12 protein-coding genes are annotated in these 12,689 nt (G+C 72.6%); 7 read left to right on the top strand and 5 right to left on the bottom strand.

What is annotated here, in order from left to right; genetic code table 11:
- Positions 1-79: 79 nt before the first annotated feature.
- The 3 genes from ACGFNH_RS19035 to ACGFNH_RS19025 form a co-directional block, all read right to left on the bottom strand.
- Complete coding sequence (locus ACGFNH_RS19035; protein WP_393655089.1) at positions 80-412, bottom strand: hypothetical protein; 333 nt, start codon at positions 410-412, stop codon at positions 80-82.
- Between the two features lie 42 nt (positions 413-454).
- On the bottom strand, positions 455-880 hold the full coding sequence (locus ACGFNH_RS19030; protein WP_393655087.1) for a class I SAM-dependent methyltransferase: 426 nt from the start codon (positions 878-880) through the stop codon (positions 455-457).
- 83 nt (positions 881-963) lie between these two features.
- Complete coding sequence (locus ACGFNH_RS19025; protein ID WP_393655085.1) at positions 964-1,722, bottom strand: GDSL-type esterase/lipase family protein; 759 nt, start codon at positions 1,720-1,722, stop codon at positions 964-966.
- Between the two features lie 150 nt (positions 1,723-1,872).
- On the opposite strand from ACGFNH_RS19025, the gene ACGFNH_RS19020 reads away from it, so the two are divergent.
- A complete protein-coding gene (locus ACGFNH_RS19020) occupies positions 1,873-2,889 on the top strand; it encodes a hypothetical protein (RefSeq protein WP_393655083.1) in 1,017 nt (338 codons plus the stop codon).
- A gap of 136 nt (positions 2,890-3,025) precedes the next feature.
- Here the strand turns inward: ACGFNH_RS19020 and ACGFNH_RS19015 are convergent, their stop codons facing one another.
- Positions 3,026-3,430 (bottom strand): PPOX class F420-dependent oxidoreductase, encoded by a 405-nt coding sequence (locus ACGFNH_RS19015; RefSeq protein ID WP_393655081.1) that lies wholly within the window; start codon positions 3,428-3,430, stop codon positions 3,026-3,028.
- A gap of 176 nt (positions 3,431-3,606) precedes the next feature.
- A complete protein-coding gene (gene serC / locus ACGFNH_RS19010) occupies positions 3,607-4,725 on the bottom strand; it encodes a phosphoserine transaminase (protein ID WP_393655079.1) in 1,119 nt (372 codons plus the stop codon).
- Between the two features lie 331 nt (positions 4,726-5,056).
- Here serC and ACGFNH_RS19005 point away from each other — a divergent pair, with 331 nt between their 5' ends.
- From ACGFNH_RS19005 to ACGFNH_RS18980, 6 genes are all read left to right on the top strand, one after another.
- Complete coding sequence (locus ACGFNH_RS19005) at positions 5,057-5,386, top strand: helix-turn-helix transcriptional regulator (RefSeq protein WP_393655077.1); 330 nt, start codon at positions 5,057-5,059, stop codon at positions 5,384-5,386.
- Positions 5,383-5,907 carry a hypothetical protein gene (locus ACGFNH_RS19000; protein WP_393655075.1) on the top strand — a complete coding sequence of 175 codons (525 nt, stop codon included), beginning with the start codon at positions 5,383-5,385 and terminating at the stop codon, positions 5,905-5,907. Before ACGFNH_RS19005 ends, ACGFNH_RS19000 begins: the two co-directional genes overlap by 4 nt.
- Positions 5,908-6,056: 149 nt before the next feature.
- Complete coding sequence (locus ACGFNH_RS18995; protein WP_393655073.1) at positions 6,057-6,569, top strand: hypothetical protein; 513 nt, start codon at positions 6,057-6,059, stop codon at positions 6,567-6,569.
- Positions 6,570-6,669: 100 nt separating this feature from the next.
- Positions 6,670-9,579 (top strand): FAD-binding and (Fe-S)-binding domain-containing protein, encoded by a 2,910-nt coding sequence (locus tag ACGFNH_RS18990; protein WP_393655071.1) that lies wholly within the window; start codon positions 6,670-6,672, stop codon positions 9,577-9,579.
- Positions 9,580-9,835: 256 nt separating this feature from the next.
- Positions 9,836-10,762, top strand: coding sequence for a S1 family peptidase (locus tag ACGFNH_RS18985; protein WP_393655069.1), 927 nt, complete (start codon positions 9,836-9,838; stop codon positions 10,760-10,762).
- Between the two features lie 1,120 nt (positions 10,763-11,882).
- Entirely contained in the window at positions 11,883-12,479 is a 597-nt protein-coding gene (locus ACGFNH_RS18980; RefSeq protein WP_393655067.1) for a gamma carbonic anhydrase family protein, read from the top strand.
- Positions 12,480-12,689: the final 210 nt, after the last annotated feature.

Below are 12,689 nucleotides of genomic sequence, written 5' to 3'. Positions count from 1 at the left end.
GGGCTGCCGTCGTACGCCGGTGGCCCCTACGTGTCCGGCGCCGCCGCCGTGCTTTCGCCTGCTCCCGCGGAGGGCGGGCTCAGCCGGAGCCGTGGGCGAGCAGCGCGGCGTGCGGGAGGGCGAGGGTGCCGTCGGGGCGGGCGAATCCGGCGGCCAGCCGCTCGTAGTGGACCTTGACGGCCGCACGGACGTCCGGGGACAGGCGGCCGAGGACGAGTCCGATGGTCGCGATTCCCTCCGCCGCGCCCGACCACCACGTCTCCGGATCCTCCCGGTGGTCCCAGACGACGGAGGCACAGGACACCGCGCCCAGCCCGGCCCCGGTCAGCAGCTCCGCGAAGCCCTCCTCGGTCCGCGGGAAGTCGGCCTCGACCCGGGGGAGTTCGGGCTTCTCGACACCCGCCGCTTCCACGGCCCGCCAGAGCAGTGCCTGTCCGGCCTCGGCCGGGTGGCGTCAGATGGTGACGGCCAGGCGACCGCCGGGGCGCAGGACGCGGCGCATCTCCGCGAGGGCCGTCCCCGCATCGCCGACGTGGTTGACCACGAAGTTCCCGGTCACCGCGTCGAACGTGCCGTCCCCGAAAGGCAGTCGGGGCAGCGTCGCCTGCCGGACGGCGGCACCGGGGACGGCGCGCCGTGCCGCGTCGACCATCTGCGCATCTGCGTCGACGGCGGTGACGCGGGCGCCGCGGGCGGCGGCGGCAGCCGCGACACTGCCGGTGCCCGTGCCGACGTCGAGTACGTGCAGGCCCGCCGTGACGTCCGCGGCATCGAGCAGTCGCGGCACCAGGTGCGCACACAACCGCGCGAACGTACGCCCGTAGGCATCGGCCCGCCCGGCCCACATCTCCCGCTCGTACTGGTCGAATGCCGACTGCATCCGCGTCCTCCCCCTGAAGTGTTCTCCGGCCCCTGAAGTGGTCTCCGGCCGCAGGAGCGTAGCCGGGCGCGGGGAAGCGGGGGTCACGCGGGTTCGGCCACCACCAGGCTGCCGATGCGGTAGGGCGCGCCCAGCTGCCACGCGCGGTGCATGGCGTCGGCGAAGGCTGCCGCGAGCTTGTGCTCCCCGGACGCGCTGGGGTGGGTCCCGTCGTATGTGTCCTGCTCCATGACCCAGTCGGCGGGGGGCGAGGCCAGCACGAGCGGTGAGGCCGGGGTGGCGAGGTCGGCGAACGCCGTGGCCAGCAGGGTGTTGAAGCGCTCGCATGTGGCATCGAACGGCGCGTCGGTGCGGGCGCGGACGTTGGGGATGACGGGGAGGGCGACGATGCGGATCCGCGGATCGGCCGACCGCGCCTCCGTCACGAAGCGGCGTACGTTGGCCGCGGTGCGTTCGGCGTCGGTGTAGAAGCCGAGATCGATCAGACCGAGCGAGACGAGCAGCACGTCGGCGCGGTGCGTGGCGACCGCGTCCCGGATCAGCGGCGCCATGTGCAGCCACCCCTCGCCCCAGCCCGCGAGATGGCGCCGCGCGTCCTCGGGGAAGGCCGGGTCGGCGTAGTCGTGGGAGACCGGGGCGCCGGCGAGGGGGTCGTGGAGGCCGGTGCGCGGTCCGACGAACTGGTACGGGCCGCCGGGCGCGCGCCCCAAGTGCTGCCACATTCGGTGGCGCCAGGTGTGCTCACCCGCGCTGCCGATCGTCATCGAGTCGCCGACGAGCATCATCCGCACCGGAACATCATCGCGGATCGGCTCCCCGACCTGCGACGTGACACTGGCCACCCCGAGCGGGCCCCCGCCGTACGGGCCACCGCCCGGGCCCGCGCCGGGGCTTGGCGCTGCGAAGCCTCAGGGGGCGCAAGCCGGGGCGGGGACACGTCCCGGGTCCGCCCGTGGTGACGGGCCGCCCGGCCCGGATGGCAATCTTGGGGCATGCCTTCGCTTGCTCGCGGCCTCGGCGCCGCCGTCCTGGCCGCCGTCGCCCTGGTCCTCCCCGCCGCCGTTCCGGCCGCGGCGGACGCCGGGTCACCGCAGTCCTTCACCATCGAGGACAAGCGGATAACGGAATCGAGCGGGCTGGCCGCGAGCCGGGCGCATCCCGGGGTGTTCTGGACGCACAACGACAGCGACGACGGCCCGTACGTCTACGCCGTGGACAGCGCCACGGGCCGTACGGTCGCGACCGTCACCCTGAAGGGCATCGACCCGCGCGACGTCGAGGCGGTGTCGGTCGGCCCCGACGGCCAGGTCTACGTCGGGGACATCGGCGACAACCTCGGCGGCACCTGGCCCGAGGTCTGGATCTACCGCTTTCCCGAGCCGAAGAAGCTGAAGGACACCACCGTCACGCCCGTCCGGTACACCGTCCGCTACGACGGAGGGCCCCGCGACGCCGAGTCCCTGATGGTCCATCCGAAGACCGGCCGGGTCTACATCGTCAGCAAGAACGAGGAGGGCGGCGGGCTGTACGAAGGACCGGCCGAGCTGTCCGCGTCCGGAGTGAACACCTTCAAGCGGATCGCCGGCATCGACCTCTGGGCGACCGACGGCGCGTTCTCGCCCGACGGCACACGGCTGGTGGTGCGCAGCTACTTCGAGGCGCGCGCCTACAGCTGGTCGTCGGACGGCAAGGTCGCACCCGTGGGCCGGCCGAGCCTGCCCATGCAGCGCCAGGGCGAGTCGGTGTCCTTCACGCCGGACGGGGCCGCGCTGATGTACGGGACGGAGGGCGCGCAGAGCCGGGTCACGCGGGTGGCGCTGCACGGGAAGATGCTGCCGGTCTCGGCGGCCGAGGCGGCCGAGGACGAGCAGGACGGCGGGGACGGGAAGAATGGCGACGGGGGCGGAGCCGACGGTGACCAGGACCGGAACCTGGTGGTCGGGGCTCTCACCTTCGCCGCGGCCGCGGTGCTGGCCCTCGGGCTGCGGCGGCTGATCCGCCGTCGCTGACGGGCGGAAGCACGGAGGTGCGGAAGCGCGGAGGCGCCGGGCGTTGACGCCGAGGCGCCGAGCGGGTCGTGGAGCGGGCGGCTGCCCGGCTCCGCGGAGGCCCCCCCGCCCGCTCCGTGGGAGCCCTCCCCGGGCGCTACGAGGACGCGTCCTCGTCCGTCAGCCGCAGCTCGTAGTGCAGGGTCGTGTCCCGTTGCAGCCGGTGCGCCGCGGGGACCATGAAGCGCTGCACCACCGGGTACTTGCGCTCGATCAGCTCGGCCGCGTGCGTGTTCTCCCGGCTGCCCTGCTCCAGCAGGCGCACGCGCGCCTTCAGGGCCGGTCCGGTCGGCCTGCCGCGGCGGGTGGAGGGCGCGATCTCCACATCGGGGAAGTTCCGCATCCGCTTCGCCTTGCCCGCCTTGCCGAAGGTCCGGATGTACGCGTGGTCGCCCTCGACGGCGATGTGCACGGGTGTACCGACGGTCGTGCCGTCGCGCTTGCGCGTGCTCAGCAGGATGCAGCCCTGCCGCACGAAGGGGGCGAGTCCTGGAGTGGCCATTCCTCCATGGAGGCACAGGGCGGGCGGACCGTCATCCGGGGATCGTCCATTGCGCGGCGGGGTGTTCGCGAAGGCGGGTGGTGGTCGTGGAGAGGGCCCCGGGCGCAGATCGCGCCGGGGCCCCTCTCTCGCGTACGGCCTGTTCCGTCTCTCGCCTGCGGCTGGGCCCGCTGTCGCTAGAGCTTGTCGACCACGTAGTCGATGCAGGCGGTCAGCGCCTCCACGTCGGCCGGGTCGACGGCCGGGAACATCGCGACCCGGAGCTGGTTGCGGCCCAGCTTGCGGTACGGGTCGGTGTCCACGATCCCGTTCGCGCGCAGCGTCTTGGCGATGGCTGACGCATCGATGTCGTCGGTGAAGTCGATCGTGCCGACGACCTGCGAGCGCTGGGCCGGGTCGGAGACGAACGGCGTGGCGTACGAGACCTTCTCCGCCCACCCGTACAGGCGCGAGGAGGAGTCCGCGGTCCGCTCGGTGGCCCAGGACAGACCGCCTTGCCCGTTCATCCAGTCGAGCTGGTCGGCGAGCAGGAAGAGCGTCGCGAGGGCGGGGGTGTTGTACGTCTGGTTCTTCTTGGAGTTGTCGATCGCGGTCGGCAGCGAGAAGAACTCCGGCACATGCCGGCCCGAGGCGTGGACGCGGGCGGCGCGCTCCAGGGCGGCGGGCGAGAAGGCCGCCAGCCACAGACCGCCGTCGGCGGCGAAGGACTTCTGCGGCGCGAAGTAGTAGACGTCCGTCTCGCGGATGTCGACGGGCAGGCCGCCGGCGCCGGAGGTCGCGTCCACCAGGACGAGTGAACCCTCGTCGGCTCCGGCCACCCGCTTCAGGGGCGCGGCGACACCGGTCGAGGTCTCGTTGTGCGTGAGGGCGTACACGTCGACGCCCGCCTCGGCCCGCGGCTGCGGGTGCGTGCCGGGGTCGGAGGCGATGACGGTCGGATCCTCCAGCCAGGGCGCGAGCTTCGCGGCCTTGGCGAACTTCGAGGAGAACTCGCCGAAGGAGAGGTGCTGCGACTTGGTCTCGATCAGGCCGTGGGTGGCGATGTCCCAGAAGGCGGTCGAGCCGCCGTTGCCGAGGACCACCTCGTAGTCGTCGGGCAGCGAGAACAGGGCGCGTACGCCGTCCCGCACCCGGCCGACCAGGTTCTTCACCGGAGCCTGGCGGTGCGAGGTGCCCAGGAGGGAGTCGCCGGTGGCGGCCAGGGCGCTGAGCGCCTCCGTCCGCACCTTGGACGGGCCCGAGCCGAAGCGACCGTCGGCGGGCTTGATGTCAGTGGGAATCCGGATCTCAGCCACGGTCCGAAGCCTAATCCGTTCAGCCCGGTCGCCGGGGGTGCGGTCCATGGACCGAGACGTGGGGCGGGACGCGGGGCGGGGCGGGGGCGGGGCGGGGGCCGGGTCATCGGCCGGGCATCCGAGACGTGATCGGGACGTGGGGCGGGGCATCGGCCGGGAGCGGAGCGGGGCGGCGGGCCGGATGCTGCGGGACGCGGAGCGGGGATCGGATGGGGTTCGGAATCGGTGGAGGTGTTCAACTCCCGTTCCCCCGGCCGCTGTTGTCTGCACCTCATGGACCTTCTGCTGTTTTGGTTGACCAGTGTGTTGTATAAATGCAACACTCTGCCGCATGAGGAAAGCACGAGGGTCCGAGGATCAGGAGATCCGGATCTACAACCGGCTCGCGATGCTGCGTGCCGAGCGAGGCTGGTCGCGCCGTGATCTCGCCGAGGTCACCGGCGTGAACTACCAGACGATCGGCTATCTGGAGCGGGGCGACTACAACCCCAGCCTCGAACTGGTCTTCCGCATCTGCGGCTGCTTCGGCCTGCCCGTCGAGGCCGTCTTCTCCCCGCGCCCGTTCCCCCGGCTCACCGGGGACGCCCTCACCTCCGGCGACTCCCCGGACGCGGCGGGCACCCACGTCATATCCGCCTCCCCGGAGGAGAACACGCCATGAAGTTCAACACCCTGCTGCGCAACGACCGCCTGTTCCTGCTCGGGCAGACGGCCCCCGAGCCGCAGCTGCGCCGCCGCACCCGGCGCATCATGCTCGTCGCCCTGGCACTTGCGGTGGTCGCCCTGCTGACCGGGTCGTTGCTGTCCGAGGTGAACCTGGGATTCCCGGTGCTCATCGGCCTGGTCGTCCTTCAGGGGACGTTCCGCTGGCTCGCCTGGCGTGGCACCAGGGCGCTGACGCTCGCCCCCTCCGAACTGCTCGACGAGCTGCAGCTCCAGCAGGTGCACAGCGCGTACCGGCGTGCCTATGGCGTCACGACGGCTGCTCTGGCAGTCCTCGCCCTCGGCGTCTTCCCCTTCGTCGTCTTCACGGTCCAGCCTCACCCGCTCCGGATCGTCTTCCTGGGCGCGTTTCTCGTCCTGGAGATGATGATCTGGATGCCCACGGCCGTCCTCGCCTGGCGCCTGGAGGACGAGGAGCCGGACGAGCATCCGGACGACGCGGCGGCCGTCCCCGCCTGACCCGCGCGGACACGGCGCATCGGCGCACCCCCGCCCCGCGAGCGACCTCCCCGCGTCCCCCCCGGCTCCCCTGGGACGCCCTCACCTCCGGCGACTCCCCGGCCGCCGCCCCCCCCACGCCATACCGCCTCCCCGGAGGAGAACACACCATGAGGTTCAACACCCTGCTGCGCGACCACAGCCTGTTCCTGCGCGGACAGACCGCCCCGACGCCCCAGCTGCGGCGCCGCACCCGGCGCCTCCTGCTCGTCGCCCTGGCGCTCGTCGCCGTCACCCTGGTTCTCACCACGGCGCTGGCCGATGGGTTCCCGGGACTCCCGGTGGCCTGCGGCTGGATCGTCCTGCCGGTGGCGCTCCGCTGGTTCGCCCGGCGCGGCACCAGAGCCCTCTCGCTCGCCCCGTCCGAACTGCTCGACGAGTTGCAGCTCCAGCAGGTGCACAGCGCGTACCGGCGTGCCTACGGCGTCACGACGGCCGCTCAGGCGCTCGTCCTCTTCGGCGCCTTCCCCCTCGTCGCTTTCACGGACCAGCCCCATCCGCTCCGGATGGTCTTCATGGCCGCGTACCTGATCCTGTTGATGATGGTCTGGATGCCCACGGCCGTCCTCGCCTGGAGCCTGGAGGACGAGGAGCCGGACGACGTGGCGGCCGCCCCCGCCTGACCCGGCTGCCGCCTCCCCCGCCCCGCCCGCGACCCGCCGCGCGACGGAACAGCGCGCATCGTCAGGTGCGCGCGGCCCGGTTTCGGGCAGGCTTGGTCGCATGAGCGATCCTCGGAATCTGGCAGGAGCGCTACGGAAGGCGGTGCGCGGCGAGGTCTCCTCCGCCGTCGCGAGCCGGGCGCTGATGACCATGGACGCGTCGAACTACCGGCGGGTGCCCGACGCGGTCGTCGCCCCCCGCGACGCCGACGACGTCGCCGCGACGCTCGCCGTCTGCCGCGAGCACGGGGTGCCGGTCGTGGCGCGCGGCAGCGGCACCTCGATCGCCGGGCAGGCGACCGGCACCGGCGTCGTGCTCGACTTCACCCGCCATATGAACCGGATCCTCTCGGTCGACGCGGATGCCCGTACCGCCGTCGTCCAGCCCGGTGTCATCTGCGACGACGTGCGCCGCGCCGCAGGACCGCACGGGCTGACGTTCGGCCCCGACCCCTCGACCCACAACCGCTGCACGATCGGCGGCATGATCGGCAACAACTCCTGCGGCTCGCACTCGGTCGCCTGGGGCACGACGGCCGACAATGTGCGCGAGCTGGACGTCCTCACCTACGCGGGAGAGCGCGCCCGGCTCGCCCGCGAAGGGCGAGGCGGTTTCGGGGTTTCCGCGACGCAGGTCCCCGCCCGTCTCCGCGAGGGAGCCGCGCGGATCGTGGACGGCCACCTCGCCCGGCTGCGTACCGGCTTCCCCGACCTGCCGCGCCGTATCTCCGGCTACGCCCTCGACGCGCTCCTCCCCGAGAACGGAACCGACTGGGCGCGCGCCTTCACCGGCAGCGAGGGCACGCTCGGCGTGCTCACCGAGGCGGTGGTGGGGCTCGTGCCCGCGCCGGGCGCCCGCGTGCTGGCCGTGCTGGCGTACGAGGACGAGGGGGCGGCCGCGGACGCGGCGCACACCCTCCTCCCGTACGGCCCCCTGACGGTCGAGGGCATGGCCTCCGACCTCGTGCCCGGGGTGGCCGGGGCCGGTCTGCCGAAGGGTGGGGCATGGCTGTTCACCGAGGTCGGCGGCGCCACACCGGAGGAGGCGCGGGCGCGCGCCGAGGAGTTGTGCCGGGCGGCGGCCGGGGGCACCACGGACCACGCGCTCGTCACGGATCCGGCAGGGCAGCGTGCCCTGTGGCGCATCCGGGAGGACGCCTCGGGCACGGCGACGCGTATGCCCGACGGCAGTGAGGCGTGGCCCGGCTGGGAGGACTGCGCGGTGCCGCCCGCCCGGCTCGGCGGGTATCTGCGGGACTTCCGGGAGCTGATGACCCAGCACGGGCTGCGCGGCACGCCGTACGGGCACTTCGGCGACGGCTGCATCCACATCCGGCTCGACTTCGATCTGCTCAGCGAGGAGGGCAAGCGGCGCTTCCGCACGTTCTCCGCCGACCTCGCCGACCTCGTCGTCACCCACGGCGGCTCCCTCTCGGGCGAGCACGGCGACGGGCAGGCGCGGGCGGAGCTGCTGCCGCGGATGTACGGGCCCGAACTGGTCGGCGCCTTCGAGGAGTTCAAGGATCTGTGGGATCCGGCGAACGGGCTGAACCCCGGCATCCTCGCTCGCCCGAACCGGCTGGACGAGAACCTCCGCTTCGATGTGCTGCCGCGCGAACCTGTCGAAGTCGCCTTCGGATACCCGCACGACGGCGGGGACTTCTCCGCGGCGGTGCGCCGGTGCGTCGGCGTCGCCAAGTGCCGTACGACGTCGGTGAGCGGAGCCGCGGTGATGTGCCCGTCGTTCCGGGCGACGGGGGAGGAGCAGCACTCCACGCGCGGGCGGGCCCGGCTGCTGCACGAGATGCTCGGCGGCGAGGTCGTCACGGACGGGTGGCGCTCGGAGGAGGTCCGCGAGGCGCTGGACCTGTGCCTGTCCTGCAAGGGGTGCCGGTCCGACTGTCCGGTGGGCGTCGACATGGCCACGTACAAGGCGGAGTTCCTGCACCACCACTACGAGGGGCGGGTGCGTCCGGCGGCGCACTACGCGATGGGGTGGCTGCCGGTCTGGCTGCGCTCCACGGCCGCGCTGCGACTGAGCCGGGCGGCCAACGCGGCAGCGCGGACAGGGCCGTTGGCGGGTCTGGCGAAGCGGCTCGGCGGCATCGCGCCCGAGCGGACGATCCCGGAACTGGCCCCCGAGCCGTTCACACGGTGGTGGCGGGACCGGCCGACCGCGCACTCCCTGGGCCCTACGGCGGTGAGCGACGGCCGTGAGCGGACGCCGGACGCCTCGGCCGGTGCGCTCCCCACGGTTCTGCTGTGGCCCGACACCTTCACCAACTACCTCTCCCCGTCCGTCGGCCGCGACGCGGTCGCCGTGCTCGAAGCCGCCGGGGTACGGGTCGTCCTGCCGCCGAAGGGCGTGTGCTGCGGCCTGACCTGGGTCTCGACCGGGCAACTCGACCGCGCCCGCAAGGTCATGCGCCGAACGCTCGACGTCATCGCCCCGGCCCTCGACGCGGGCCTCCCCGTCGTCGGGCTCGAACCCAGCTGCACGGCCGCACTGCGGACCGACCTGCCGGAGCTGGTGGGCGGAGAGGATCCGCGGGCCGCCCGGCTCGCCTCGTCCGTGGTCACCTTCGCGCAGGCGCTGGACCGGCTCGCCCCCGACTGGGAGCCGCCCCGTATCGACCGTCCGGTGGCGGGCCAGACCCATTGCCATCAGCATGCCGTCCTGGGGGACGAGGCCGAGCGCAAGCTCCGTCGACGTGCGGGCCTCACCGGCGAGTTGAGCGGAGGCTGCTGCGGCCTCGCGGGCAACTTCGGCTTCGAGCGCGGCCACTACGACGTATCGCGCGCCTGCGCGGAGGAACAACTCCTCCCCACCGTGAGGTCCGCCTCGCCCGAGACCGAGATCCTCGCCGACGGCTTCTCCTGCCGGACGCAGCTCACAGAGCTCGGGGCACGGCCCGGCCGGCATCTCGCCGAGGTGCTCGCCGACGGTCTGAGAAATCCGCGGAACGACTGAACCCGGCGGCCCGGTACGGCGTCTGAGGAATTGGCGGGACGAACGTCCCGCCAATTTCTTCAATCCTGCACGATCCCGAACGACCGCATTTCTGTGGGGAATTCTTTGACGCGGGGACGGATAGAGTTCTAGCGTTTCCCAACATCGCATCTCCGCAAGCCGGTTGGGCTCTGATGTCGAGGCATGGACGCATGCGCTCGCGAGCCCTTCGACGGCCTGCCCGAATTCGTTTTCCGCAGAAGTGGAGCCACCCCCCATGAGAAATTCCCTTTCGCGCCGCCGTGCCAAGCGCATAGCCGCCGCGGGCCTGGCATCGGCCGCCGCGGCGGTTCTGGTCGCCGCTGCCGCCCCGGCAGCGCAGGCCGGCGCGTCGTCGCCGGACGGCGAGCGTTCCAAGCCCAGCGCCCGCATCATCGGCGGCGGCGACGTGTCCAACGACGCGTACCCCTTCATGACGGCCCTCCTCGAGAAGGGCTCCGGCAGCGCGCTCAAGCGCCAGTTCTGCGGCGGCAGCCTCATCAGCCAGGACATCGTGATGACCGCCGCCCACTGCGTCGAGGGCATGAAGGCCAAGGACCTGCAGGTCGCCGTCGGCCGCACCCAGCTCTCCAACTCCCAGCAGGGCCAGATCCGCAACGCCCGCCCGTCCGAGGGCCAGGGGGACCCCGGCGGCATCGTCGTCCATCCCCGCTACACCAAGGGCGACTCGGCCTACGACATGGCCTTCGTCGAACTGGCCAAGCCCGTCAGGGGCATTGCCCCCGTCAAGCTCCCCACCCCGGGCACCGACGCCCTGATCCGCCCCGGCGCCAAGGCCACCGTCACCGGCTGGGGCAACACCGACACCGACATGCCGCACTTCCCGGACCGGCTGCGCGAGGTGAAGGTGCCGCTGCTCTCGCACGACGAGTGCAAGGTCAGCTACGACAGCTACAACAGCAAGGTCAACATCTGCGCCGGCGTCGAGGGCAAGGACTCCTGCCAGGGCGACAGCGGCGGCCCGATGTTCCGCACCGTCCCCGGCCGCGAGCAGCAGATCCAGATCGGCATCGTCTCCTACGGTGACGGCTGCGCCGGCCAGGGCGCCCCGGGCGTCTACACCTCTGTCAGCTCCGCCAAGCTCTGGGACACGCTGGCCGAGTCCCCCGAGGGCAAGAAGCTGAAGGCGAAGCTCGGCCGCTGAAGGGCTGACCGCCCGTAAGGCCACCGGCCCGCCGGGCTACGGCTCATCGGCCCGCCGGGCCTACGGCTCATTCGGCCCCATCGGCACAGCGCTCGCCTCCCCGCATGCGCTGTGCCGATGCGGTGCTCCCTGGGAATGGCCCGGGGGGGGCAAGTGCCCCGAAAAGTCAGGGGAATCGGCAGGATACGAACACGGCGCTGCATTCCCGTTTGCGTCGTGTCCGTGTCCTGCCTTGTCTGTGTCCACGTCCGATTCCACGTCCACGTCCACGTCCGTGTCCGCGTCCGGGCTGTGGTGGGGGTCGGGCTGGTTCGGTCGGTCTCGTGCCCGTCGCTTCGGTTTCTGTGTCGTCTCGCGCCAGCGGCGCAAGGATTGAGCATCGGGGCGCCCGGGGATTGGCCGAGGTCCGCGTCCGCGCTGCGGTCGGTGATGAGCCGAGGTTGCAGCGGGCCCGCTCGGGCCGGCGCTCGCTTCCGGCACCTGTTGTGAACTCGCCTGCTTCAGCACTTGCTTCCGGTCAAGCATTCCGAAAACGGGACACCGGGCACCGGCCCAGATCGACGACCCGGTTCCGTCGTCGCGCTGCCGGACGATCGCCGCTGCCGGACGACGGCCGTCCCTGTGGACGCCGGGCTCAGCCGTGTCTCTGCCCGGCCCGATGCGCAACACGGCCCACCACCGGCTGTCTGGCAGGGGGCCCAGCCGCAACAAGCAGTCCGCCCCGGCCCCCACCCGCCCGCCCCGCGAAGCCGCCAAGTGCGCAACCGGACGACGGCCGTCCCTGCGGACGCCGAGCTCAGCCGCGTCCCCCGCCCGGCCCGATGCTCAATTACCCGCCACCGGCGTACAGATCGGCAACAACCTCCCCTGGCGTTCCGGTCAGCCGTGGATGTCCGGCCCGGTCACTGGTGGATCCTCCGGACGGATCAGGCGCCCGTGCGCCGCGCGGGACGCCGCCGTCTGCCCGTCGGGTCCGTACATGCGGGCCCGTACATGCGGGTCCGTACATGCGGGTCCGTACATGCGGGTCCGCCGGGCGACGCGTCAGGACGGGAGTGCCGCGTGTCAGGACGGGCGTGCCCCGGCAGGGCTGCGGACCGCAGGCCCTAGGCTGCGGCGCATGTTGCTGGAGCATCGCGGCAAGCGGCCCGTGGTTCCGGAGTCGGCGTACGTCGCGCCGTCCGCCGTGCTGTGCGGAGCGGTCGTCCTGGGCGAACGGGCGCGGGTGCTGCACGGCGCCGTCCTCACCGCCGAGAACGGCGAGGTGCGGACGGGCGCGGACGTGGTCGTCATGGAGAACGCACTCGTGCGGGGGCGCGCGGCGCACCCGGCGCTGCTGGGCGACGCCGTGCTCATCGGACCGCACGCCCATGTCAACGGCGCGACCGTGGAGGACGAGGTCTTCGTCGCGACCGGTGCCTCGCTGTTCCCCGGCGCGGTCGCGGGCACCGGTGCCGAACTCCGCATCAACAGCGTCCTCCACGTCAACTCGCGCCTCGCGCCCGGCACTGTGGTACCGATCGGCTGGATCGCCGCGGGCGACCCGGCGCAGCTCTTCTCGCCGGACCGGCACGAGGAGCTGTGGGAACTGCAGCGCGGCCTCGACTTCCCCGGCACGGTGTACGGCTCGCCGCGCGGTACGCCGATGCGCGACATCATGGCGCGCCAGGCCGACTTCTACGGAGCGCACCGGGACGACCGCCTGCTCGGTGAATGACCCGGCCGCCCAGCGCCATGCGAACGGCGGGGCGCCTGGGCGCCTGGGCGCCTGGGCGCCTGGGCGCCTGGGCGCACGGAGCGCACGCCGGGTCGCCGGCGGCCCGTGCGGGGTGCGAATGCCGCCCACCATGCGTAATGGGACACGTCGTTCACATCGCCGCACAGTGTCATCAACTGTCGTGGAACGGCGGCCTTGTCGCCTTCCCGC

The organism is Streptomyces sp. NPDC048639 (assembly GCF_043199075.1).
In the GTDB taxonomy this organism is placed as follows: Bacteria; Actinomycetota; Actinomycetes; order Streptomycetales; family Streptomycetaceae; genus Streptomyces.
This window is presented reverse-complemented; position numbering and strand designations above follow the sequence as displayed.